Below are 22,722 nucleotides of genomic sequence, written 5' to 3' on the forward strand. Positions count from 1 at the left end.
TCTCCGGTTCGCTAACCAACACCGCTCACCTGACTGAAAGCTCAGTGATGACCATGCTTGAGGCGTGCGTGTCCCAATTTTCCCTTACCGTCGACGCGGCGGAGACCATTCAAGCCCTGGTGGACAGCTCCGACCACCCTTGGGGCCGACGGCTCCACGATGCGCTGAAGTTCGCCACGTACGCGGAGTGCGTGTACGCCGTTGAGCCGTACGCGCGTGTCGAAGTTGCGGACTTCCGGCCGGACGCGCCCAAGCATCCCGACGTCGCCGACCGGTCGGTGTCCGGCGTGCTGGGTGAGCTGCAGGCGGCCGGGTACGTCGACACGCGCGACGTACTGCAGGAAGACCCGGGCCAGACCTACCTGTCCGAGGGACGCACGGTGACGGCCGTGCACGTCGTCCGGCCCTTCGCGCTGGTCGGCGTCGACTACCGCTTTTCCCGGGAAGCCAACAGCCGAGCGATCCGGTACGGGCACGCGTACGCCGACCGATGGGAGATCACCGAACGCGCCTATACCGTCCCGGCCGGGTGGTACCTGGTTGGCGAGACGGGCGACTTCACGACGGGCCTGGTCGGCGTCGCCGGCATCTCAGGGGACAGCGACGACTTGCTGTGCTCGCTGTTCGAAATCGAAGGGTTCGGCGCGTCAACCTGTCTTGCCGGGTGCGGATCGTGCGGGATGCGCTGGTCGGCGGAGTCGGGATCCTGGCACTTCCGGCCCGACGACTGCGACGCCGACGCCTGGGACTTCGACGATGCCGCCGAGATCGACGACGAATCCGGCACCGTCGCCTGCCCGGCATGCGCTACCGGTCGCATCGGCTTCTCCATCTTCTGATCTTTCACCGTTGCGCGGGCGATCCCGCGTCTTCGTGAGCTGTGCGCTCACCCCTACTTCTCTGTGAGGCTGCAATGTTTGCTGTGCTCTCCGTGGACGGAAACCCGATCGGACTGTCCGACGACGTCGCCGAATCGATCACCCTGCAGCTCGACACGGACTCGGGTCCGACGCATCGGTGCCGAGCCTGCGAGGAGGAGTTGACCGAGACTCGGGATGGCTACGAATCGATGTCCGGCGACACCACGTGTGCCGAGTTCGAACCGACGGCCGACACCGACCCGGACTACGGCGAGGGCCCGCACGACCCCGAGCGGATCCCGCTGTCCTGGTGCAACAGTGCGGCCGTGCACACCGACGAATCCGAAGACTCGGTCACGGTGTCGATCTCGGTCGGTGACCCGCGCGGCGCCTTCACCTTCACCATCCGGCGCGTGCCGGATGACGCCGACGGCGACCTCGCCGGACGGCTGATCATGCACACCCCGTACGCCGGAGAACCGATGCCGCACGCCCCCTTGACCGTGCTGCACGAAGGAACCCACGTCGTCGGCATCTACGCGCCGACTCGACGTCTGCACTCGGTTCCTCCCGCCGCCTGAACGCCTACGGAGGCTTCTGATGAACACAGCGCCAGCATTCGATCGCGCCCAGCCGGGCGAGGTTTACGTGACCGTGGCCGACTCCGGCGTCGTCTTCCCGGCCGTAATCGAGGATGAGCGCTGGAACGGTTTCGCTCGCCCGCGCTTCAGCCGCATGGTGGCCGAAGCTGTGGTCGCCTGGCTGAACGACGCCACGGGTGCCGTCGTCGCAGCATTCGACGGCGAGGCAGTCGCCGTCACCGAAACCGCGGCTGGTCGCGTGGAACGCATCGAACCGGGCGCCGACGGCCGCTACCCGATCGGCACCGGTGCGTGGGAATGGGAACTGACCACGCCAGCCGCCGACATCGCTGCCGAGCAAACGTTGCTCGCCGATGCTCACCGGCTCTCACCCGAAACGGGTGAAATCTCGGTCACGCTCAACGCCACGGGCAGTGACCCCGCGTTCCCGGCCCTGGTGGATCCCGTGTCCGGTTGGAGCCGGTCGGGGACTCCGCGCTTCCGTCCCTGCGTCGCGGTTGTCGTCGTCGCCTGGCTCAACGCCTGCGGGCGGCAGTATCCGGGTGCCACGGTCGCGTACTGGGAGGGCAGCACGATCGTGCTTCTTGACCCGCTCGCAGCGCCCCAAGACGGATACCTGCCGACGCGAGTCGTTCGGGAGGCGGACGGCCGGTACGCGATCGGCGCAGATTTCGAGTGGGAGCGCGCCAAAGGCTGACAGCTTGCGAACAACGAGAACCACCCATAGCGGTGGTGTTCCGGGACGGCAACCCCGGCACACCACCGAACCACCAACACCGCACCACACCCATCCGAAGGGATCCGTCATGACGCGCTCACCCTGTCGACCGTCCAGGCCCGGAACGAAGGCTCGGCGCACGGTTTCGCCTGAAGAACGCGCCGAGCGCCTCGAAGCTGCCCGCGAGCAGCTGCTGGAGGGCGTGGACAAGCTGATGACCGCCGACGGCTGGCAGCAGCTGATCACCTCACGCGCGTGGCTGCGCCGCTACAGCCTCAACAACCTGATCATGATCCTGCAGCAGTGCCCCGAAGCCACCGACGTGCGGCCGCTCTCGGAATGGAAGCGCGAAGGCTACGGTCTGATGCGCAAGGGGACCCACAAGATCAAGATCTGGAAGCCGTGCTTCCGCAAGGCCACTGACGACGAGAACGCCGATCCGGTCGAAGGTGCCGAGACCGATTCGGACAAGCCTGCGGCGCTGTCCGGGTTCATGCTCGTCCCCGTCGTCGACGTCTCCCAGCTGCAGGGGGATCCGCGGGCCGCGCAGCCGTCCCCGCCGGAACCGATCGCACTCTGCGGCGACGCGCCACGCGGCCTGTGGGACGGTGTTGCCACCCAGATCGGCGCATGCGGCTTCGTCGTTGAGCGCGGAGACTGCGGCGGCGCGTTCGGCCGGACCGTGTTCTCCGAGCGACGCGTGATCGTGCGCGACAATGTCGAACCCGCGCAGGCCGCGAAGACGTTGACGCACGAGTTGGCGCACATCCTGTGCGACCACGAAACTCGCTACCCCACCACGCCTCGGCCTGTGCTTGAGGTGGAGGCCGAGTCCGTGGCCTGCATCGTCGCCGCGGTTTGCGGCATGGACACGCTCGCATACTCCGTCCCCTACGTCGCCGGTTGGGCGACCGATCGGGACACCGCACGAACCTCGGCCGAGTGCGTGCTCCGGACCGCGGATCGGATTCTGGACCGGCTCGGCAGTACGGCAGCTCAACCGCCGGTGACACTCGGGGATCTGGCCGCTGCGCATGGCGTCCCCGCAGTCGCGTGATCGGCCGGGACGCGCGATGACTCCTCGAATCCTGGGCTGTGCCGAACTCTACGGCCGCCTTCGCTACGTCACCAACCATGCCGGGTCGCAGCGACGAACCCATCCGCCCGCCGGCACGTCGACCGCATCCGCGTTCGATGACCACGACCCGCTCGGCTTGCACGGCCATGTTTTGCAAGGCCTCGGGGCTACCCCCGAATACCTCGACGGGTTCACCGGAGCTGCTGACGGCTATCCGGCGTTCGGATTCCGGCTCACAGAGAAGGCAGCCCGCCTGGCGCGGCTCTCGGAGGAGTTCGAAGTGTCTTGGACCTGGGGTGACGCCATCCGAGCCGCCGCTCGCCTGGCGCATCAGGTCGACAACGCCGAGGACGACCAGGCACTCGGCGACGTGGCCTTGCTGGCGGTGATCCGCCACGTCGGGCGTCAGCACCCACCCGAGATGACGCCATTGCCCGGCTGGCTGCCGCCCGACACTCCGCTGTTCCTCGACGGATACCCGGCGACGCTGTTCGGTCAGGTCGCCGCAGATCTGCGCGTGGACGCCGTCACCGCGACCTGCGCACGGGAAACCCGGGCGGTTACCCTGTTTCGGGCGCTCGGCTGGCGGCTCACGCCGCGAGCCGAAGCCTTGGCGGACGCCGTGCAGCATTACGAAGCAAAAGGGCTGCACTGGCCCGACGTTATCGCTGCGGCGGCAAAGACCGACGTGACACATCTCGAGCGGCACTACTGGGACCGCTGAAATCCGATTTCGAATTAGTAGCGCCCGGCGGGTGAACACCTCCTGAGAGGCGCGGCAACCACCCGCCGGGCTCCAACACCGCACACCCCAGAAGGGTGCGCGAGCCAGCAGTCTAGCGCACGGCTCGTACCTGCGGTGTGACGTCGTGCCGTGTCTCTGATAGCTGGAGGGAACACCCGTGTCTTCATCTCGTCGTGAAATTTCCACTTCTGTCGACACTGGACAATTTGCCCATAAGATTGCCACGGCGGTCGAGTCCGCATGGCACCGAACCTATGGAACCGGTCGGCTTGATATCCCGGTTTCAGTTGTTGCCACGCTGGCCGCCCTGCCGGAGAAAGATTCGTGCGGACACAACGTCAGTGAATCGGTGCTCAACTGGGACGCCGACACCTTCCACGACTTCGCCCGGCACACGTGGTCATCGGTCATCCGGCACCGCACCGAAATCACGCATCTCCTCCATCCGATGATCGCGTGGATCTTCGATGATCCTGAGCGCGACGTACGGGGGCACGCGCTGGGTGTCGCGCGGGCCGCGCTGCGTGCTGGGCAACTGCATCTCACCGGCACGGAACGGCGGTTCGACGGCGACCTGCTCGGCACCGTGCTGACCGTTCTCCGGCCGAAGTCGGCACTGAAGGCTCGTGGTCAGTTCTACACGCCCGGGTCCGTCGCGAAGCTCCTCGCCGGCATGTCCGACATCCAGGAGCACAGCAACGTCACCGACCCGATGATGGGGACCGGTGGCATGTTCCGCGCGGCCGCGGAAGTGATGCGCGAGCGGGGCCGAGACCCGCGCACGATTCGCTGGATCGGGTGCGACGTCGACTCGCTCGCCGTGGCTTGCGCCACCGTGAACAGCATGATCTGGAATCTTGGAACCGACATCGTCTTCCACGCGGGCGACACGTTGAAGCCCGGCTGGCGAGAGGTTGCGCTGGCCCAACGCGAAGAACTCCGGCGGATTGCCGCAGACCTGCGGCGCGACCGGGCGATGTTGGCCTTCATGCGATCACTTTGACGGTTCACTCGGGTGGTCAGGCGCGAACATCGGCGGCCGGCCGTGAAGCTGTCAGGTAGTCGTCGCCGTTCCAGCGGTACGGGCTGACCTGGACCGGTTCGCCGAAGGTCGGGGCGTGCACCATCTTCCCTGCCCCGATGTACAGGCCGACGTGGTGGACGTTGCCGGGCGTGCCGTAGAAGACCAGGTCTCCGGGAAGCAATGGCCGGCCGCCGGCTATCAGGGGACCGGCGGCGTACTGGGTCCGGGCCGTGCGCGGCAACGTGATGTCAGCCGCTTCGTAGGCGGCTTTGGTGAGGCCCGAGCAGTCGAAGCCACGGTCGCCGTTCGCTGGTCCGTTGCCGCCCCAGAGATACGGCAGTCCGAGTTGGCCGCAGGCGAAGTTGATGGCCGTGGCGGTGGTGGCGTTGGGGGCCTGGATGTCATCGCAGCGGCCGGTGCCCACCGCGGCCTGGCTGTACTTCTTGGCTTGGTCGAGGACTTCGTTGACGTACCAATCCGCGTGGTTGTAGGCGAACAGCGCCTTGCGAATGTCCCTGGGCGCGCCGGACTCGCACAAGTAGTACGCCGCAGCGTAGATCGCATCGTGTTTGTCCCACGGGGACGGTGGGTTCCTGCCGCCCGGCGGTATCGGATGCCGGGCGACAACGCCGTCGAACGTGGACTGGAGGAACTGCATCGGCCCGCGGGCGCCGAACGAGTTCTCGGTTCCCTCGGCGATGCCGATCAGTTTGCTGCGGCCGTGATCGCCCTCGACCTTGCCGATGGCGGCGAGGATCGACCAGTCCAAGCCGGGGCATACGGTGGCGGCTGCACGGTAGAGGGCGAGGTAGTCAGCCGGGATGTCGGCGATGGCTTCCTGGCTTGGCTGGGTGCTGCTGCCGAAGATCGCTTTTACGACGGCTTGGCCGACACCGCCGATGAGCATGATCACCGTCACGACCGCGGCGAAGGCGATCTTCATGGGCGACCTCCGAAACGGCTCGTTGTGGAGGGCGGGAGTGGATCCGGCGCGGCCAGTTCCGCCTGCTGAGCAGGCGCGGCAGGGGAGGGCGCGGCCGGGCTGGGCGGGTCGACGTGCGGCCAGCGACGGGCCAGCTCGACGAGGCGCATCCGTCGGGGTGCCGGGTCGGAGAGCGGCAGCCACCGGGTAGCCGCGGGGTTGTCTTCGCCTGCGGCGTCCGCGGCACTGGTGGCCACCGGCACGAGCGCCGGGTGGTCAAGCTGGGACAGAGCCTCAGCGAGGACCCTGCGTGCGTTGACCTCGCGACGGCTCGTAGGGAGCCAGATCAGGACCGGAGTGGTGATCCCAGTGGCCATGGCGAGCCGCTCGTAGCCGTAGAGCTTGCGGCTGAGCTTCCCGAGGTCTTCCGTGCCGAAGTCGAACTCCAGGAAGAACTCGATCTGGTCGTCACCGTCGCACCACCGGCCATAGGCGTCGGGGCGCACCATGTCGCCGAACAGGCGCCCGCAACGCAGCTCGGACCACCACGCGGTCAGGCAGCCGCGGGCCTCTGGGCGTCGGCTCAAGGCGACGAGTGCGGTGAAGAAGCCGTTGACGCCGACGGTGTGGGCCAGCCGCATGGAGTGCGCGATGCCGATGGCGTCCTCGTGCCGGTAGCCGATCGACTTCGGATCACGGCCGTCTTCGTAGGCCAGGGCGACGGCGCCGGCAATGTCGAGCACGTAGTGCATCGGCGCCGTGCCACTGGTGACGAACGGCTGGAACCGGTCGACGATGCGCCACTTGAACAGGTCGAGTAGCCGGTGGTTGGCCGCGCGCATGCTCGGGTAGCAGAGCTCGACGATCTGCTGGGTGGTGAGGACCTTGTGCTCGTAGAGCATCCGGGCCAGCCAGCGATCCCGCTGCGTAAGCCGCGCGGCGAGCTTGGCGTGATGCTCGCCCGTCGTGGCCGCTCGCGGCGTCGGGCGCCGCGGCATGTGTCCGCGCAACGCCCGTTGTGGGGTGGGGTTCGTGAGCATCGTAGAGCCTCCTGGTTGGGCAAGGTCGGGCCATGGGTGGACTCGGTGGAGTTGCGGCCGATAGGCTGTGGTGGTCGAAAAGGACCTGGGTCGGCACAGGTAAGCCCGGCCCCCTCACCACGAGGCTCCGTTCGTCGCTCCGGCGACGACCCGCGACAAGTTCTCGGCGAGCAGCCGAGGCTTGACGCTGCCTGTTTGTTGAGTCTCGGCTTCTCGTCCTGTCATGTAGAGGAGAGAAGCGATGCCTGTTATTCGTGTGGGCTCGGCGGTGACTCAGATCAACGTCTTCACCGTCGAACCTGATCGGCAGCAACCCCTGATCGACTACCTCGCTCGCGCGGCGCGGGTCGCCGGCGAGGTACCCGGCTGGATGTCGGCGAGCCTGCACCGCAGCTTGGACGGCACCCGCGTCGTCAACTACGCGCAGAGCGAAGATTTTGATGCGGCACAGCGGGTGATCGAGCACTTGAAGTCCCGAGGGATGCTCGAGGGCAACAAGGCGTTCGGGCAGGCTCAGCCGGGTCTGTACGAGGTCTCCTTCACCCTGGACCGAGGCGACATCTGAGGTAACGCACGGTCGGCCTCGGGTCAGGCGCAACCGGTTGCGCCTGACCGAGGTGAGTGGATGCGCTTGCGCGCTGCACTACGCACGGCGCGGGTCGGCAACGGTCGGTCCTGAGTCCCGTGTGGCGGTTTCGTTGTCGGTGGCGGGTGGGCGGGTGTTGATCCTGGCTGCTCTTCGGATTGCTTTGGCGCGGCCGGGGATCGCGGGCGGGAGCTTCTCGGTCACGGCGGTGAATGGCGGTGCTTCCTCGCCGCCGAGAACCAGGCGGGCCGCGACGTGGAAAGCGCCGAGGTTGGCCAGGTCGTGTTCGTTCAGCCGCGGCATGGTGTGCCGGGCCAGCCGCTTCGCGTCCTCCGGTGAGGCGTTGAAGAAGATCTTCGACCGGGCGTTGGTGCTGATGCCCTCTTCGAGTTCCTTCGGGAGCTGGCCGAGGTACTGGTGGGCCAACGTCATCGACAGGCGGTAGCCGCGGGCCTCGGCGAGCATGTCTTCCAGCGGGTACGCCAGGTTCAGGAAGTTGTGGCACTCGTCGACGTACAGTCCGCAGTCGCGCCGCTGGCGCTGGGGAACCCTGGCCCGGCGGGTCGCGGCTTGCCCGGTGCGGGCGACGACAATTGAGCCGACCAGCCGCGCGGTTTCCATGCCCAGCGCGTCACGGGCGATGCGCACCAGGCAGATGCCGCCGGTGTTCAGCACCTCGTCCATGTCCACGGTGGACGTCCCGCCGGCGATCGCGGCGCGGACGAAGGGGCGCAGCAGGAAGCCGCGGACCTTGTTCATCAGCGGCGCGATGACTTGCGCGCGGCCGGCTTCGGACAGGGAGTCGTACCAGGACCAGAACCCGCGCAGGACGTCGTCGTCGATCTGGTCGCAGGCGCGAGCTCGGAACGCCGGCACTGTGAGGAGCTTGGGCAGGCCGACGAGGGTCGGGGTGCCAGGCATCGCGGTGAGGGTGAGTAGGCCGGCGCGCAGAATGTCGTCGGTGCGCGGGCCCCATGAGGAGGCGTAGATCCGGGAGAAGATGCTGACGAGGTTGTCGACCGCGCGGGCCTTGTCCGCTCCTTCCAGGGGGTTTAGGACCGGCGGCCGGGCGCGGGAGTCGGCGTCGAAGAGCACGACCTTCTCGCCGAGCTCCTCGGGCAGTCGCATCAGCAGATCCGACACGAGGTCGCCCTTCGGATCGACGACGACCACCCCGCGGCCGGCCTCGGCGTCGTCGAGGATCAGGCGGGCCATCAGCTCGGACTTGCCGGAGCCGGTGGCGCCGAGGATGTGCAGGTGGTGACGGGCGTCGGCGACGTGCAGACCGACCGGTCGGGAGTGCCCGGAGTCCGATAGCCCCAAGGGCTTGATGTGCTCGCCGGTCGTGGCGATGCCGGGCGGGGGAGGGACGGCCTTCGCGCCAGCGCGCTGCAGACCGGGCGTGGCCTCGTCGGTTGGTAGGTGCGCGATCGCGGCCAGTTCCGGGATCGAGAGCAGATCGCCCTTGCCGAGCCGGCGTTCGGCCAGCACGGTGACTGGGCCGCGGCGTAGCCGGACCCGGCGGTAGTAGTTGTGCTCGGAGTAGGCGGCGAACGCCGAGGCGATGGCGTGCCCGCGACCCCGCAGTACCTCCCGCACCGCCTGGACCTCGCTCGAAGCGGCGTCCTCGGGGACCGTGGTCGCCACGGCGTAGCGGACGCGAGTCTCGAACTGGTTCCCCCGTAGCTTCTCCACTACGGCGCGGTCCTGTGCCCCGTACTCGAGGCTGGTCTGCCGATCCAGCTGTGGTGTCCGTTTGCCGGCCGACGGGGTCTTGCCCGGCGTGACGACGTCGAGCAACCGGCCGACCAGGCTGGCCGATCCACCCGCGTGCACCCGCCGGGCCGCGCGCCGAGCCTTGGTCGCGCGGTGGCCGGCGACCGGACGGGCGAGAATCTGCACGCACGCCCGCTCGTGCGGGCCCAGCCCGACCGGTGCACCGAGCAGAGCCCGGATCGGGTCGGCGGCATGTTCGGTGCGAAGTGGCAGCGCCTCCGAGCGCGCCAGCCGCAGCTCGCCACCGACCGATTCGACTCGCCGGCCTGCTGCGGCCGTGGTCGGGATCGGTGGCTTGGCTGGGGTGGTGCGGGTATGCGCGCCGGGCCACGCGGCCTCGATCGCGCGCTCGACCATGCCCGGCGGAATCAGGCCAGGCACCCACAGGCGGATCTGCACGCCGTCCTCGGTGAACGTCATCTCGAACGCTAGGTGCGGCTGGCCGCCGAAGCGGCGCAGCCAGCCGGGCCGCAGTAGGCCAACAAGGTTGGACCACACGGTGATCGCCCCGGACGGGTCGACCGTCGGTGGCGCAAGGACGGTGACCAGGCGGGCGTCGGCGACCAGGCGCTCGTGGAAGCGACGCCGCCGCCGTCGTCGCGCGATCACCGCGGTGGCAAGCGCGAACATGAGCACCGGCCCGACGATGGGGCCCCAGGTGACGGCGAGGCCGCGGAGGTGCGCCAGCACATGCTGGAACGCGGCGAGCGGGTCGCGCAGGTAGTCGCCGATCGGCGAGGCAAGAACCTCACCGGAACCGGCGGTGAACGGCCAGAACATCGGGGTTCCTCCCCACGAAGGTGATCAATGACGGCAGGTCAGGCAGCCCGCGGTGCGGCCTGTCCCAGCCCGGCCTCGACGACTGGAAGCGTGTTGTCGGCGACGATCCGGAGGTGCCGGCGACCGCGGCGGGCGGCGCGCTCGGCGTCGACTTCGGCCTGCCATTCCGAGAACCGGCGCCCGGCCAGCCGCTTGAGGTAGGCGGGAATGCGGTTGGCCGGGACGCCCACCAGCCGCGGGCCGAGGACCGCGAGCAGATCGCTGGCTTCCTGCGAGGCCCACCCCGCTTCAGCGACGGCGGCTTCGTCCGGAAACACGTCCGCCACGCGATCGACGTCCGGGTTCAGCTCGGCGTCCTGCGTGCCTCCGTAGGAGTAGACCCACAGGAAGTTCTGCGGCGGGTCCGGCTCGACGAGTTCTCGAAACCGGGAGACTTCCTTGGTATAGGCGTAAAAGTTCGTGTCAGGCCGGGCTCGGAAGACGGCGAGCCAGGCTCGAAGGTATTTGTCGGAGAAGAAGTCGCCGCTGTCGTGGACTCGGATCCAGGCGCCGCGGAACTTGGCTGCGGCGAGTTCCGCGATCATCGCGGACTGCCAGCCGGCCAGATCGTCCAGGACGTACCTGAGGTTCGCTTGGTGCTTGGCGCGGACGACCGGCCAGGTGTAGGTGCCGTGCCGGGCGTAACAAGCCTGCGCGCAGACTCCGGCGCTCGGGCAGGTGTTGTAAGTGCGGCCGTCGGGAAGCCGTCCAGCCCAGGCCGGAAGCGACCAGTTCCACGCGCCAATCTGGCGCATCTCCCTATTCTGTGTGAGCAAGCGGGCAGTCGTAGGCATGGGCGTCCCCTTGGAAGTGACGTGGTTGGTCAGGCGGCGTCGAGTTCGACGAAGGTGCTGTCGACATCCGGCGAGGCGTCGGCGTACTCCGCGATCTCCGCGGGGTTCGACGTCACCAGGTGGTGCTCGACGGGTGAGGCGATGGACTGGAACGCCACTCGCTGGGTGCCGGTGCTGAGCAGTCCTTGGCCGCGGTCGGCGGACAGAAGGAACTGGCGTTCCCCCATGGAGAGGTCGAATGCGCGGGTGATCTCGTCGATCGTCTGCGAGGCTTGCCGCAGCAGGATCTGGGTGGCTGCGTTCGCGACGACCGCCTTGCCCAGGTCCGAGCCCAGGACGTCCGCGGTGTCCTGGGTGGCCACGGTCAGGCCGGCCCAGTGTTTCCGGCTGGCTTTGGCCATCCGGAACAGGAACTCCGCGCCCGCGGGCTCTTTCATGAGCAGCCAGGCTTCGTCGACCACGACCAGCCGGGGTTTGCGGATAGCCGGGTTGGAGACCTGCCGCCACACCGCGTCGAGGGTCAGCAGGGTGCCGATCGGCTTGAGTTCGTCGGCGAGGTCGCGCAGTGAGAACACGACCAGGTGACCTTGTGGGCGGGTGGTGGTCGGCCCGGAGAACAGGCCGGAGAACGCGCCGGTGATGTAGGGGTGCAGCCGCGCGGCGAGCTCGGCCCCAGCCGGATCGTCGATCTCGGTGAGGGCCTTGGCCAGGTCGGCCAGCAGCGGCGCCGGCCGGGTCCAGGTCCGCGGATCCGAGGTGATCCCGACGTGCTGGTACGTCGCCATGATTGCCCGGTCCAGCGCTGCTCGCTCGGCCGAGGCGAGTTCGTTGCCGAGCAGGACCGAGATGACGGTGTGCAGGAACAGCGACCGGCGGATCAGGGCGTCGCGGGGTGCGGTGCGGCGCCCGTCCGGGCGGGTGTGGATCGGCAAGTCGAGCGGGTTGAGCCGGACGTGCTCGGCGCCGAGGTGGACGTAGGTGCCGCCGACCGCGGCGGCCAGCCGGGCGTACTCATCTTCCGGGTCGATGACGTGGATTTCGATGCCGCGGTACAGGCTGCGCAGGAGCTCGAGCTTCACCAGGTACGACTTGCCGGCGCCGGACCGGCCGAGGATCACGCTGTTGTGGTTGTCGAGGACGAACCGGTCGTGGTGGACAAGTCCTTGGCTGCCGACGTTGAAGCCGTAGAGCACTCCGCTCGGTGCGCCGACCGAGGTCGGGTCGGGCGGCGGCAGGTCCGGTGAGGTGAACGGGAACGCCGCCGACAATGCGCTCGTATCGAAGGTGCGGCGCATCCCGACCAGGTCCAGACCCATCGGGAGGCTGGTGATCCAGCCCTGCAGGCTCCGGTAGGTGGTGGGCTTGCAGTCCAGCAGGAGTGACGCTGCCAGCGATCGGATCGAGGCGACCTCGTCGCCGAGCGCTTCTTCGGTCGCGGCGTGCACGGTGAGGTAGAGGCCGAGCCGGTAGAGCTTGCCTTCGCCGCGGGCGACCCGGGCGGAGAGGTCGTAGGCGTCCTCGGTGGCCGCTTCGACTTGGGGGTCGATCAGCCGTCCTTTGTCGCTGGTGTGCCGGCGGCCGCTTTCGAGCTTGGACAGCTGCTTCTTGAGCCGGTTTGCCGCGGTCACGGGGTCGATCGGCTCGATGTGCAGCGAAACGTCGACGCGTCCGGGATAGGTCAGCAGCGGCTGCAGCCACCCGGGGTGCACCTCGCGCGGGTAGCCGGTCACGGCGAACGAAGCGACCCATTCGCCGCCGACTTCGAGTGCGCGCGGGCGGACCGAGATGGCGTCGGGGGTGAATGCGCCGGCCCGTCCGGGCGGAGGTTGCTTGGCTTTCATCGGCCGTACCTCCCGGCAGCGTTGTCGTAGTCGTCAGGGTCTTCCGCCTCGTCCCATGTGGAGCCGACGTCCTCGGCGGCGAATGCGGTGCGCCCGAAGGCGGTGTCGTCCCAGCCGTCGTCCGGGGCGGTGGTGATGACGTCGTCCGAGCCGGCCAGGCCGGAGTTGGGTGGGATCAAGCTGTCGGGATTGCACGCCGCGGCAAGCACCGCGGTGGCCTGGCCGGCGTCCAGCGGGGTGACCACGATCCCCGATGGGGAGAGCAGCTCGACCGCCTCGCCGAGCCGGCGCACCAGGCGTGCCTCGGCGGCTCGCCGGGAGGCGTCGTCGACCATGTCGGCCTGCTTGGCAGCCTTGCGTCGCGCTGCCAGCGCGGCCAGCGGCGAGGCGCCGCCGAGCCCGTTGGTCGGGCGGATGCTGAGCAGCGGTTCGCGCAGGATCAGCAGGACCTGTCGGCGCAGCAGGTCGGTGGCGCGGCCGAGCTGGTCGAGGTACTCGGCGTGCTCCCGCGCCGCCCGTTCCAGCGCCGGGTGCGGCAGTCCATCGGCCTGTTCGCGGAGCTCGGAGATCTGCCTGGACAGGTCGAGCCGCTCGGTGCGTACCAGCACCTGAACCGGCGCGGTGAGCGAGTGCAGATATCGCCCGAACGAGGCGACGAGCGACTCCTGCTCGGCCGGCGTGCGCAGGCTGAAGTTGATCGTGGAGCAGACCGCGACCACGACGATGCCGTCCTTGCCGAGGTCGACGACGCCGGTGTCGGTGACCGCTTCGGCGGGCAGCTGCAGCGCGGCCGGCGAGACCTCCGCGGTGTCGCCAAGCCATTCCGGCGCCGGCCGGATGCCTTCCGGCGCGGCGACCCGGTGCTGCGGGCTCACCCGCTGCCGCAGCGCGGCCAGCACCAAACGGTCCAGACTGATGCCGTCACGCTGACCCAGCGCGAGGAACGCAGCGGTTACTCCGACCGGGATGGCGACGACGAGGAACACCGCCAGCGGGACGAATGCGCGGGTGAGTGTGTATGACCCGTAGAGCACGATCCCGGTGACGGCGAGGATGAGCAGCTGCCGCACGGTCAGCGGACCGATCACCCGGTCCTCGCGGTCGACGTCGGCGGGAATCCTGACTGGCTGGCTCATTTCCCTTCACCTCCTGGCTCGGGTTTCGGTGCGCGGAACACCGGTGGCGGAACGGAGTGGGTGCGCCGGTAGGCATCTCCGATGCGGGGCTCCGGCCGCGCTTGTTGAAACACCGGTGCGGAGGGCGCCGAGGTCGGCATCGGGCCTGGCGATGGTTGCGGTGCGGGTGGCGTGGCCGGCCGGAACTGCAGTTGTGGCGGCACCGAGGCGCTGCGGATCGGACGCGCCGGCCGCGGGGTTGCGCCGCGTCGACGTGGGGCTCCCGCTGGTTGGAATTGCGGTGCCGGCACCGGCCGCGGTTCGCGGCGTTGCGCAGGTGTGGTGGAGATGGGTGCGGCGCTGTACTCGGGCATGGTCGGTCCCTGATTGACCGGGGTGACGGCGGGGTCGTGGCTGGTGGCCTGCGGCGTGGGCTGCAGTAACTGCGGCGCTTGCGACGGCAGTCGCGACCGGCGGGCCGCACGAGCGCGCTCGGCGTCGTGGGCCGCCTGGAGCCGCTGGTTGACCACCTCCGGGCTCGGAGCGAAACGCGGCTGAGCAGGCCACGGCGGGTCCGCCGGGCGGCCACCGGTGCCACCGCTTTTCGCGGAGCCTGCGGCACCGGCCTTGCCGAACGCGCCGGTCTTGCCGGCGACCATGCCGAAGGTTTTCGCCGCGATGTACGCGCGAGCCAAACCTCCGATGAAGGAACGGCCGGAGCCGACCTTGACGGCCTTCAGCATCCAGAACGGGATCTTGAACAGGACGAAGAACAAGGCGATCGCGGCGATCAGCGTGCCGAGCGCGGACAGCGTCGAGCCGAACAGGTGCACGCCGCCGGACAGGAACGTGCGTACCGCGGTGATCAGCACCAACGCCTGGGCGAACTGGACGCCTGTCGTCACGGTGATCGCCTTCCACCACCAGTGCGCCAGCGGTTCGGTGTGTGGCAGCCCGTGGCACATCAGGAAGAACGGCGCGCTGATGATCAGGACGAGGGTGATGACGATCCGGACGACGTAGACGACCAGGAGACCGAGACCGAGTACCACCAGCACAAGCGCGACCAAGATGATGAACAGCCCACCGGTCTGGATGCCTTGGACGGCCTCCTGGAGGGTGTTGCCCAGCGAGGGCGGGTTGACTCCGTCTCCGAGGACACCCAGGGTCAGGCCGTTGGCCAGCCGGATGAGCTTGTCGGCGAAGAAGAGCGAGAGCGCCGAGGCGATGAACGCGATCGGGATCCGCGGCCCGATCTCCTTGATCGAGTAGCGCGTCTGGACGGTCTCGTGGCCCATCAGCAGGATGCCGCCGAGCAGGATGAGCAGTCCGTAGGCGGCGACCACGATCTCCCAGGAGCTGTTCCACAGCTCGCCGATGCCGGGCAGGTCGCTGATCGTCGGCGTGGACAGCGCGGTGTGGCCGATCAGCTCGAGGATCGGATCCAGCGCGTCGTCGACGACATTGCGGAACGCCGAGTTGATGGCCTCGGTGATGCACGCGCCGACGTCGGTGATGCCGCAGTCCGTGTCGCTGTCGCCGCTGCCGGTGCCCGGCTGCTGCGGGTTCGTGCTCGGTGCCGGCGGAGTCGGCTGCGGAATGCAGTCCTCGCCCGTGCACGGCTTGCTCGGCGTCGTGGTCGGGGCGGACGAGGTGCAGCCGAGCTGGCCGGGGAAGCTGCACGTTGTCGGCGCGGGTAGCGCTGTCGGAGGGGGCAGCGGCGCGGTGGACAGTGGCTTCGTTGCGGTTGGTGTCAGCGCGTGGCAGACCGGCAGCGGCGAATCAGGCGTGCACGGATCCGCCGTGGGGATCGGCACTGGTGGTGGAGGCTGCTGAGGAGCGGCGGGTGAGGCCCAGGCGCCCACCGCGAGGAGGCCGACCAAGAGCACGACGATGCTGAGCGCCAGCACCCAGCCCCCGCGGCCGCGCCGCGGCCGACCAACCGGTGGTAGGTCGGCGGAAGCCGGGGAGAGGACCGCTCGGTCCGTGGCGGCGCCAGTTACAACCGGGCCGCCGGACCGGCGAACTGCGGGCGGGGTGCTGACGGCCATCGTCAGGCCCCCACGATCCCTTTGAGGATCTCCACGACCAGCGGCGCGAGCGCGGCGAGGCCGTAGCCCCACCCCGCGGACTTGAAGGCCGTCTTCGCCTTCTCGATCTCGCCGGGGTCGCCGCCGCCCAGCACATAGCGGACGCCGCCGATGGTCAGGAACACGGTCGCCAAGCCGGCGAGGATGCCCATGATCCAGTTGCGGACGTTGTCCAGGACCGCGGTGACAGAGCCGGCCAGCGCGACGACCATCGTGTCGGCCCGCGCCACCGGGGCCGATGCCAGCAGCAGAAGCGCCAGCAGCTCGACGAGCAGCGCGAGCTGCCCTCGGAGCAAGAGTGTCATCGGAGCTTTCCGCGGCGTGCTGTCGACGTTCTCGTCAGGCGAGCTCAGCGTCGGCGGCGCCGGATTGCCGCCGGTGCCGGCGTGCCTTGTCCCGCTCGCAGTGGTCAAGCAGCGATCGATCAAGAGCATCGGGACACCTCCGAAGGAACTGAGTGCGGGTGTGTCCCGCAGCTCTGAACTCCGGATTTCGGGTGTCCTTTGGACACGTGGCTCGGATCCGTTTCGGTGTCTTGGGCTGACACGGAGGGTGACGACTCCCGTTGGCGGTGGGCAGGTGTGGCGGGGCGTGCCAGCGCCAATGAGGTGGTGACCTGGTCGGTCAGCGGGTCGGTCGGGTCAGACTCGGCAGCCCCGTCGCGCAGGTACGCGGCGAGCCGGAGCTCGGCGCGTTTGCGTGCCTTGTAGACCGCCCATTCGCCGGTCTGGTGTCGCGCGGCCCAGTCCGCGACCGAGACCTCTTCCAGCCGGGTTGCGCCGATCAATGTGGCTTCGGTCGGGGTCAGGATTCCGTCGGCGACGGCACGGGCGAGGACGAGATCCGGGTGCCCCGACGGCGCGTGTGGGGGTGTGGATCGGAAGCTCGGCGCGACCGGAGTCGGGCTTGCCAGAGCCTCGGTGAGCGCGTCGTAGCCGGACCGGTATGCGGCCCATCGCAGTCGCAGCATGATCCGTGGTGGACGCAGGTCGATGATCGGCAACGCTGCGAGGAAGCCGCGCAGGACTTCGGCGTGGACGTCGGCCGGATCGCCGGCGAACCGGTTGGACAGGATGGTCGCGACGGAGGTCAGCGCGGGCAGTGCGACGCCGACCGCGGCGACGGTCCAGGTCGCTCCTTCGGTCCGGGAGCGCAGCACCAGGTGCGCCCAGACCGCATCCCGCGTCGTCTGCGGGCACCGGCGCGCCAGCAGCCGGTCGCGGACCTCGTCCAACGGGATCTGCTCGTCCGGAAGACCGGCGAACAAGCGGCAGTTCAGCGAGAGCGGATGCGGGCCTGTCACCAGCAAGGTGAACGTGTCGCGGGCGATATCCAAGGAGTTCGGTGCCGCCTCGCTGCGACGGCGGTGAAAGGCGATTCGTGTGGCCATGTCGTGACTCCCACGGCGTCGATGCGAACAAGAACGACGTCATGAAGCCAGGCCTCGTACCACGGAAATACCAGTTCGCTGCTAGGGGGCTTTGACAAGTTTTTCGTCAGCTACTAGCGGCCTACTATCCAGTCCTGACCAGCGCGAACGACGAGATCGACACCTCGCTTGGAGTTGAAGAATCCACGGGGTCGCGTTACGCGTCTGACGTGGCGTTATAGTCGCCCGCTAGTACGGCGTCAGTAGCTCGTTGGGCGGCTTCCGCCGGCATCGATCGACATGCGTTCACATGCGAAAAGAAGCGCGATGGCGCATGTCCAAAACGGGATCGAAATGCGGAGTTGAGGGGTGTCAGAACGCTTGGCGGCACCGCTTGGAGGAGAACCCGCGATGACCCCGTCACACGACGATGAATCTAGCTCGAACAAGCACGGCGCGGCCGACCCGCCGACCATTCCGATCTCGCTTCCGCGGCGGCGGACCAAGCGCCGGGCCAACCTGGGCCACCGTCGCCCGCCACGGCCGAGCACCGTCTGGCCGTGCGCTCAGGACGACCTCCTCGCAGGCACCGGACTGCTCGCCGGCTGGCTGCTCACCGCGATCATCAAGGTCGTCACGACCTACACCCGGCCCGGCCAGCGGGTGCTCCTCCTTGAACCCGCGCATTACTTGGCACCGTCGACCTCGCGGCAGACTCGAGGCGTCTCCGCCGGGCTTCTGCCCGGACCATATGCCGGGTTGCACGAGGCAGGGTGGACCGTGGTTCGGCTCGGCCGAGGCGTACAGACGCAGACCGCTGTCGCGGACCCCGGGCCGGTCGACGGACAGTTCGGCGACGTGTTGAACGAGTCCGAAGCTGACCCCGAAGCGTTCGCCCTCAGTGCGGCCACCGACGAGCTCGCGGGGCTGTCGGTGCACCGCGGCGCCCGACCGGAGCCGACTTCGTCGACCCCCGGTCCGGACCGCTACGACTTGGTCATCACCGCGGTCGAACCACGCGCTCTGGACTGGTTTCGTCCGGCGGACTGGGCCGATCTGCTCACCTCCACCGGCACCCTCGTAGTAATTACACATGGTCACCGCGAGTCAGGCCGGCTGACGGATCCCGCCGGTTCGCTCCTGCGCGCCGCGCACCGCGCGGGACTGCGTTACCACGATCGCATCGCCTTGCTGCGCATCCCCGTGCGCGACGGCACGCTCGCCGTATCGACCATGGCCGAACCGGCCTCGGCGGCACCGGCCCGGCATCTCGCCGTACATGATGACCTCCTGGTCTTCACCCGCCAGCCCGAGCCGACGACCGCGATCGACGGCGGGGGAGACCTCCGATGAATGAACGCCATACGCCGCCCGGGACGAGGCCGCGGATGATGCAGCTGTCGGTCTGGCCGACCGGCCAGCGCGACCCGCTCGCGCAGCTTCGCGACGCCGGTTGCGTGCCGGGCACCGAGACCGACGCCGAGCGGATTCCGCCGCAAGTCGCCGCCCACGCGATCGCCGCGTACACGCGTCCCGGCGACCTCGTACTCGACCCCGACTGCGGCGCCGGGACCGTGCTCGCAGAAGCGCTGCGCGCCGGACGGCATGCACTCGGGCTGGCTCCTCGCGGCCGCTGGTGGAAGCTCGCTCGTGCCAACGTCACTGCCGCCAAAGCCGCGGGCGCCTGGCCCGACGGTTCGGTCCTCGATGCTCGCCCGAAGGTACTCACGACCGTCCGGGCCGCTGGGCTGCTCGGGCGTGTTGGACTCGTCTTGACGAGCCTGCGCACGATGCCGGATCTCACGACCGCGGAGGCTGTCGAGGCTGCCACCGCCGAGCTCACCGTGACGCTGCTGCATTGTGAACCGCTGCTGTGTTCCGGCGGATACGTCGCCGTCGTTGCGCGCCCCCGCCGGCGCGTCGACGGTTCCCTGGCCGATCTGGTTACGCCGCTCATTGCGGGCGGCGCGTCGGTCGGTCTGGTGCCGGTCGAGCGGTGCATCGCTCTGACGGCCGAACTGCGCGGCAGCCGCCTCGTCACCCGCGCCTCACTCGCTGAACGCCGCGCCGCAGCCCGAGCACACTTCACCGGCATCCCGAATGCGGTGGTCGCTCATCTCGAAGTGCTCGTCTTCCAGCTCGCCCACGACGCCGAGCTGGCCGCCGCGGAGGCCCTCCAGCCAGCTGCCCACGGCGTCGAGAACCCCGGCTGGAGGCGATCAGCATGACCGCGCAACTGCGGCGCACCACACCTGACGGCCGGTCGTTCACCGCGCTTGAGCAGCTCGCTGACGGAGTTCGAACACCGTTGGGCAGACGTGGCGTCGAACCCAAGACCGGCGATCCGTCCCAGGCGCCGGCGGCCGCACCATCGCCGAGGTTGCCGGTTGCTGTGCTCGTCGACCGCGCACCCCACACCACGGCGTGCTACGCGGTGACGGCCGTCGACAGCCGCGGGCGTCTGGCCGATCGATCACCGTTGCGCGTCCTCGGTTGGCCGCCGCTGTCGCGAGTCTCCATCGGCACCGTCAAAGGTGAAATGATCATCATCCGGCGCTGCGACGGCCCGGACACCATCACCGGCCAGGGGCATGTTCGGCTCCCCGCGCGTATCCGGCACCTGTGTCGACTTGAGCCCGGCTGTCGCGTCCTCGTCGCCGCCTTTCCGACATGCGACGTGCTGGCGGTGTACACCGATTCTGCTCTTGATGCGATGTTGCTCGCGTATCACGAAGCGCTTCGAGTCGGGAGCCGGATCCCACGATGAGCGCCGACGTCGAAGCTGCTCGGCTCGTCCTCGCGAGCCTGGGTGTCACTCCCGAGCAACTGCTTGCGGTGGGCCGCCACAGTGGTCCTTTGCCGACCATCCGCGACTACATTTCGCAGGTCGCCCATGCCGTCCCCGCAGGTACTCGTCGGGCCTACGGCTCGTACTGGGAACGCGTCGTCGAGGTTTGGGGTGATCGGCGAATCGACGAGCCGACGCCGCTGGAGATCCGGCAGCTTGCCGAAGAGGTCAAGGCTCGCGTTGTCATCCGGAAGAACTCACGCGGCGGACGAAGCGCGGCCGAGCATTTGATCGCTGCACTCCGGTGCATGTACCGGCACGCTGTTGCCGATCAGCTGATCGCCGAGACGGACAACCCTGCGACACGCGTTCCCAAGCCTCGACGGCTGGCCAGCACCCGACGAGCCTTGCCGAACGATCGGCTCGCCGAGATCAACGACGTCGCCGCGGCAACCGGAAACGACCCGGAACTCGACCTGCTCATTCTGCGGCTGCACACCGAGACAGCGTGCCGCCGTGGTGGGGCACTCGCCCTGTGTCCCGACGACCTGGACGCCGAGCAGTGTCTCGTTCGGTTGCGTGAGAAGGGCGAGACAGTGCGGTGGCAACCGGTGTCTCCCACGCTGATGCGTCACCTCCTCTTGCACGTTGACGAGCGTGGCGCGACCTCCGGTGACCAGCTCTTGAGGTATCGCACTGGCCAGCCGATCACTGCCCGGCGCTACGACTACTTGTGGACGCGCTTGGGCAAGCACCTGCCGTGGGTCGCGAGGCAGGGGGTCACCACGCACTGGCTGCGGCACACGACCCTGACCTGGGTCGAGCGGAACTTCGGGTACGGGGTCGCGCGGGAGTATGCGGGGCATACCGGCAAGAGCGACGCCGGTACCACGACGACCTACGTCCGGGCCGATCTCCACGAAGTCGCCGATGCTCTAGCCGCCATGACGGGCGAGCCCCACCCGCTCGCAGCACGGCGCCAGCGAGACCTGGCCAGCGCGCGGCAATATCACCGGGCCGCGTAGATTCGGCGACTCGATCACCTGCGGACTCGATCATTTGTCACCGACGTACGTGTTGCTGTCGTTTCTCGCTTGCGGTGCAGCGAAGCAATGACCTCGTCCGCCGGCTGACCGATTGCCAAGGGCGGCCGAACGATTGGCGTACGCTGCTGGAGCCGAAGGTCGAGAAACGAGGTCGAGTGGACGAAACGAAAGCCGAAGTAGCGGAGACGCCATACAAGCGGCCGACGATGCAGGAGTTCGTCGAGTGGGTGATGGAGGAGCCGCCGGCGGTGGGCAACCTGGCGGAACTGCTCGACCTCGCGGCCGTGGGCATCGTCAAGCACGCTTGGCGCAACAGCCCGTTGGAAGACGTCCATGCCGACCCGTCGTCGCCGCTGACCGACGGCGAGATGATGCGCACGAACGCCGCCACCACTCGGCTGGTTCGCGAATCTCTCCAAGATTTCTTCCATGCCATCTTCGACGTTGACGTTCCTCCGGCGGGTACGTCCGGAACTTCGAGTGAGTCGTCCCTCGGTGACGGTGAGCTGCATCTGGACGAGTGCGACTTCTTGGACGAGTTCTCTGACGCTGACTTGCTTGCCGACTCGATGCTGGGTCCGTTGTACACCGCCATGACGCGCCGGGTGCTGCCAGGCGGGTACACCGTGCGGGAAGCAGCAAGCGAACTGTTCGAGGAGCTCGACGACCACATTGCCGCGAACCTCGACTATCTCGCCGATGTGACCGAGCAGCACGGCCTTCGCGCTGCTTTGTACCTCAAGGCCAAAGCCGCGCACTACGAGAGATGGTGGCTCGGACAGGACTGGCTCGAACTCGTCGATGCGCTGGACGTCGTGCTCGCCGATCCGAAGCACGACCATTGGCAAGTTCGTGGCTACCCGGATCCGGACGGACGACCTGGTCGATGTGGCAACCTAGAGCAGCTGAAGGCTGTGCTACGGCAGGGACCCGACAGGCTGACGGCAGCCGAGGCCGAGTGGTGTGTCGAGGATGTCGGCATCGGATTCGTTCTCCACCGTGTCAGGTCCGACGCTGCTGACAGGCGATAGGTTTGTCTGTGACGACACGGTCTTGATGCCGAGTGGTCGAGATTCGGCAGCAGAACGCGAACCGCAGTCCGCCAGTGTGCCCAGGTGGGGAAGAAGCGCGGCAGCGTTTGGCGGTGTTGATCCACCGGGTGGCAAGTTCGAGGGTTCCGGTAAGGACGGCGCCGATCTTGAGGGCGGTCGAGGTGGAATCACGCTGAACGGATGCACCTGTCGTAGGTATATGACGGCGTGCTCGGGAGCGTTCGCCCGATCAGCGCAGCTGAGGTGTCGTCGGGGCTAGGCCGTATAACGACCTACTCAACGGCGCGGTAGATGTAGGACCGGATCTGCGGAGTAATCGCATAACTGGCTGAGCTGGCCTTCGACGACGGTGACCCTCCGGTCAGTGGCGGCGAGCGTGGCCTCGCCGTGGCCGATCATCAGCAGGACTGTGTCGTGCCTGCCGGCGACTGTGGTCATGACGCCGAGAGCCTGTGCG

At 68.4% G+C, this 22,722-nt stretch carries 22 protein-coding genes; 12 read left to right on the forward strand and 10 right to left on the reverse strand.

All coding sequences use genetic code 11. The features are described 5' to 3' along the window. The first annotated feature begins 47 nt into the window (after positions 1 to 47). The 6 genes from AB0M93_RS40375 (at position 48) to AB0M93_RS40400 (ending at position 5,006) form a co-directional block, all read left to right on the forward strand. Positions 48 to 839 carry a hypothetical protein gene (locus AB0M93_RS40375; protein WP_364284679.1) on the forward strand — a complete coding sequence of 264 codons (792 nt, stop codon included), beginning with the start codon at positions 48 to 50 and terminating at the stop codon, positions 837 to 839. Between the two features lie 92 nt (positions 840 to 931). Next, a complete protein-coding gene (locus tag AB0M93_RS40380; protein WP_364284681.1) occupies positions 932 to 1,441 on the forward strand; it encodes a hypothetical protein in 510 nt (169 codons plus the stop codon). A gap of 19 nt (positions 1,442 to 1,460) precedes the next feature. After that, positions 1,461 to 2,159, forward strand: coding sequence for a hypothetical protein (locus AB0M93_RS40385; protein WP_364284683.1), 699 nt, complete (start codon positions 1,461 to 1,463; stop codon positions 2,157 to 2,159). Positions 2,160 to 2,268: 109 nt separating this feature from the next. Then, entirely contained in the window at positions 2,269 to 3,237 is a 969-nt protein-coding gene (locus tag AB0M93_RS40390) for a hypothetical protein (RefSeq protein WP_364284685.1), read from the forward strand. Positions 3,238 to 3,253: 16 nt separating this feature from the next. Beyond that, positions 3,254 to 3,982 (forward strand): hypothetical protein, encoded by a 729-nt coding sequence (locus tag AB0M93_RS40395; protein WP_364284687.1) that lies wholly within the window; start codon positions 3,254 to 3,256, stop codon positions 3,980 to 3,982. A gap of 178 nt (positions 3,983 to 4,160) precedes the next feature. Beyond that, on the forward strand, positions 4,161 to 5,006 hold the full coding sequence (locus AB0M93_RS40400; protein WP_364284689.1) for an N-6 DNA methylase: 846 nt from the start codon (positions 4,161 to 4,163) through the stop codon (positions 5,004 to 5,006). A gap of 16 nt (positions 5,007 to 5,022) precedes the next feature. Here the strand turns inward: AB0M93_RS40400 and AB0M93_RS40405 are convergent, their stop codons facing one another. Both AB0M93_RS40405 and AB0M93_RS40410 read right to left on the reverse strand, forming a co-directional pair. Then, positions 5,023 to 5,970: a bifunctional lytic transglycosylase/C40 family peptidase gene (locus AB0M93_RS40405; RefSeq protein WP_364284691.1), complete on the reverse strand. Its 948-nt coding sequence runs from the start codon at positions 5,968 to 5,970 to the stop codon at positions 5,023 to 5,025. After that, complete coding sequence (locus tag AB0M93_RS40410) at positions 5,967 to 6,989, reverse strand: replication-relaxation family protein (protein WP_364284693.1); 1,023 nt, start codon at positions 6,987 to 6,989, stop codon at positions 5,967 to 5,969. The genes AB0M93_RS40405 and AB0M93_RS40410 overlap by 4 nt, the downstream gene beginning before the upstream one ends. A gap of 241 nt (positions 6,990 to 7,230) precedes the next feature. Here AB0M93_RS40410 and AB0M93_RS40415 point away from each other — a divergent pair, with 241 nt between their 5' ends. Next, positions 7,231 to 7,554 carry an antibiotic biosynthesis monooxygenase gene (locus AB0M93_RS40415; RefSeq protein WP_364284695.1) on the forward strand — a complete coding sequence of 108 codons (324 nt, stop codon included), beginning with the start codon at positions 7,231 to 7,233 and terminating at the stop codon, positions 7,552 to 7,554. A 78-nt stretch (positions 7,555 to 7,632) separates the two neighbouring features. Here the strand turns inward: AB0M93_RS40415 and AB0M93_RS40420 are convergent, their stop codons facing one another. From AB0M93_RS40420 to AB0M93_RS40450, 7 genes are all read right to left on the reverse strand, one after another. Next, a complete protein-coding gene (locus AB0M93_RS40420; protein WP_364284697.1) occupies positions 7,633 to 10,131 on the reverse strand; it encodes a DUF87 domain-containing protein in 2,499 nt (832 codons plus the stop codon). Between the two features lie 38 nt (positions 10,132 to 10,169). Then, positions 10,170 to 10,925, reverse strand: a complete 756-nt coding sequence (locus AB0M93_RS40425) for a hypothetical protein (RefSeq protein ID WP_364284699.1) — start codon at positions 10,923 to 10,925, stop codon at positions 10,170 to 10,172. 68 nt (positions 10,926 to 10,993) lie between these two features. Then, positions 10,994 to 12,805, reverse strand: a complete 1,812-nt coding sequence (locus tag AB0M93_RS40430; protein ID WP_364284701.1) for a DUF87 domain-containing protein — start codon at positions 12,803 to 12,805, stop codon at positions 10,994 to 10,996. Beyond that, entirely contained in the window at positions 12,802 to 13,941 is a 1,140-nt protein-coding gene (locus AB0M93_RS40435; RefSeq protein ID WP_364284703.1) for a PrgI family mobile element protein, read from the reverse strand. Before AB0M93_RS40435 ends, AB0M93_RS40430 begins: the two co-directional genes overlap by 4 nt. Then, a complete protein-coding gene (locus tag AB0M93_RS40440) occupies positions 13,938 to 15,971 on the reverse strand; it encodes a hypothetical protein (protein ID WP_364284705.1) in 2,034 nt (677 codons plus the stop codon). Before AB0M93_RS40440 ends, AB0M93_RS40435 begins: the two co-directional genes overlap by 4 nt. A 2-nt stretch (positions 15,972 to 15,973) precedes the next feature. Then, entirely contained in the window at positions 15,974 to 16,315 is a 342-nt protein-coding gene (locus tag AB0M93_RS40445; RefSeq protein WP_364284707.1) for a pilin, read from the reverse strand. Positions 16,316 to 16,434: 119 nt separating this feature from the next. Continuing rightward, positions 16,435 to 17,400 (reverse strand): hypothetical protein, encoded by a 966-nt coding sequence (locus AB0M93_RS40450; protein ID WP_364284709.1) that lies wholly within the window; start codon positions 17,398 to 17,400, stop codon positions 16,435 to 16,437. A 390-nt stretch (positions 17,401 to 17,790) separates the two neighbouring features. Here AB0M93_RS40450 and AB0M93_RS40455 point away from each other — a divergent pair, with 390 nt between their 5' ends. The 5 genes from AB0M93_RS40455 to AB0M93_RS40475 all read left to right on the forward strand — a co-directional run bounded on the left by AB0M93_RS40455 (position 17,791) and on the right by AB0M93_RS40475 (position 22,244). Beyond that, a complete protein-coding gene (locus AB0M93_RS40455; protein ID WP_364284711.1) occupies positions 17,791 to 18,732 on the forward strand; it encodes a hypothetical protein in 942 nt (313 codons plus the stop codon). Positions 18,733 to 18,767: 35 nt separating this feature from the next. After that, positions 18,768 to 19,607, forward strand: coding sequence for a DNA methyltransferase (locus AB0M93_RS40460; RefSeq protein ID WP_364284713.1), 840 nt, complete (start codon positions 18,768 to 18,770; stop codon positions 19,605 to 19,607). Next, positions 19,604 to 20,146, forward strand: coding sequence for a hypothetical protein (locus tag AB0M93_RS40465; protein ID WP_364284715.1), 543 nt, complete (start codon positions 19,604 to 19,606; stop codon positions 20,144 to 20,146). Before AB0M93_RS40460 ends, AB0M93_RS40465 begins: the two co-directional genes overlap by 4 nt. Next, positions 20,143 to 21,192, forward strand: coding sequence for a site-specific integrase (locus tag AB0M93_RS40470; RefSeq protein ID WP_364284717.1), 1,050 nt, complete (start codon positions 20,143 to 20,145; stop codon positions 21,190 to 21,192). Before AB0M93_RS40465 ends, AB0M93_RS40470 begins: the two co-directional genes overlap by 4 nt. Before the next feature lie 176 nt (positions 21,193 to 21,368). Next, positions 21,369 to 22,244, forward strand: a complete 876-nt coding sequence (locus AB0M93_RS40475) for a hypothetical protein (protein WP_364284719.1) — start codon at positions 21,369 to 21,371, stop codon at positions 22,242 to 22,244. A gap of 297 nt (positions 22,245 to 22,541) precedes the next feature. Here AB0M93_RS40475 and AB0M93_RS40480 read toward each other — a convergent pair whose 3' ends face one another. Further along, positions 22,542 to 22,703: a hypothetical protein gene (locus tag AB0M93_RS40480; RefSeq protein ID WP_364284721.1), complete on the reverse strand. Its 162-nt coding sequence runs from the start codon at positions 22,701 to 22,703 to the stop codon at positions 22,542 to 22,544. Between the last annotated feature and the right edge of the window lie 19 nt (positions 22,704 to 22,722).

The organism is Amycolatopsis sp. NPDC051102, from assembly GCF_040682815.1.
Classification (GTDB): Bacteria; Actinomycetota; Actinomycetes; order Mycobacteriales; family Pseudonocardiaceae; genus Amycolatopsis.

Excerpts from the sequence above, each read along its gene's own strand:
- AB0M93_RS40425 (WP_364284699.1), bottom strand. The coding sequence starts at position 10,925 with ATGCGCCAGATTGGCGCGTGGAACTGGTCGCTTCCGGCCTGGGCTGGA.
- AB0M93_RS40390 (WP_364284685.1), top strand. The coding sequence starts at position 2,269 with ATGACGCGCTCACCCTGTCGACCGTCCAGGCCCGGAACGAAGGCTCGG.
- AB0M93_RS40480 (WP_364284721.1), bottom strand. The coding sequence starts at position 22,703 with ATGACCACAGTCGCCGGCAGGCACGACACAGTCCTGCTGATGATCGGC.
- AB0M93_RS40445 (WP_364284707.1), bottom strand. The coding sequence starts at position 16,315 with ATGACACTCTTGCTCCGAGGGCAGCTCGCGCTGCTCGTCGAGCTGCTG.
- AB0M93_RS40405 (WP_364284691.1), bottom strand. The coding sequence starts at position 5,970 with ATGAAGATCGCCTTCGCCGCGGTCGTGACGGTGATCATGCTCATCGGC.
- AB0M93_RS40470 (WP_364284717.1), top strand. The coding sequence starts at position 20,143 with ATGAGCGCCGACGTCGAAGCTGCTCGGCTCGTCCTCGCGAGCCTGGGT.
- AB0M93_RS40460 (WP_364284713.1), top strand. The coding sequence starts at position 18,768 with ATGATGCAGCTGTCGGTCTGGCCGACCGGCCAGCGCGACCCGCTCGCG.
- AB0M93_RS40375 (WP_364284679.1), top strand. The coding sequence starts at position 48 with ATGACCATGCTTGAGGCGTGCGTGTCCCAATTTTCCCTTACCGTCGAC.
- AB0M93_RS40420 (WP_364284697.1), bottom strand. The coding sequence starts at position 10,131 with ATGTTCTGGCCGTTCACCGCCGGTTCCGGTGAGGTTCTTGCCTCGCCG.
- AB0M93_RS40450 (WP_364284709.1), bottom strand. The coding sequence starts at position 17,400 with ATGGCCACACGAATCGCCTTTCACCGCCGTCGCAGCGAGGCGGCACCG.
- AB0M93_RS40395 (WP_364284687.1), top strand. The coding sequence starts at position 3,254 with ATGACTCCTCGAATCCTGGGCTGTGCCGAACTCTACGGCCGCCTTCGC.
- AB0M93_RS40430 (WP_364284701.1), bottom strand. The coding sequence starts at position 12,805 with ATGAAAGCCAAGCAACCTCCGCCCGGACGGGCCGGCGCATTCACCCCC.
- AB0M93_RS40435 (WP_364284703.1), bottom strand. The coding sequence starts at position 13,941 with ATGAGCCAGCCAGTCAGGATTCCCGCCGACGTCGACCGCGAGGACCGG.
- AB0M93_RS40455 (WP_364284711.1), top strand. The coding sequence starts at position 17,791 with ATGACCCCGTCACACGACGATGAATCTAGCTCGAACAAGCACGGCGCG.
- AB0M93_RS40410 (WP_364284693.1), bottom strand. The coding sequence starts at position 6,989 with ATGCTCACGAACCCCACCCCACAACGGGCGTTGCGCGGACACATGCCG.
- AB0M93_RS40415 (WP_364284695.1), top strand. The coding sequence starts at position 7,231 with ATGCCTGTTATTCGTGTGGGCTCGGCGGTGACTCAGATCAACGTCTTC.
- AB0M93_RS40465 (WP_364284715.1), top strand. The coding sequence starts at position 19,604 with ATGACCGCGCAACTGCGGCGCACCACACCTGACGGCCGGTCGTTCACC.
- AB0M93_RS40385 (WP_364284683.1), top strand. The coding sequence starts at position 1,461 with ATGAACACAGCGCCAGCATTCGATCGCGCCCAGCCGGGCGAGGTTTAC.
- AB0M93_RS40440 (WP_364284705.1), bottom strand. The coding sequence starts at position 15,971 with ATGGCCGTCAGCACCCCGCCCGCAGTTCGCCGGTCCGGCGGCCCGGTT.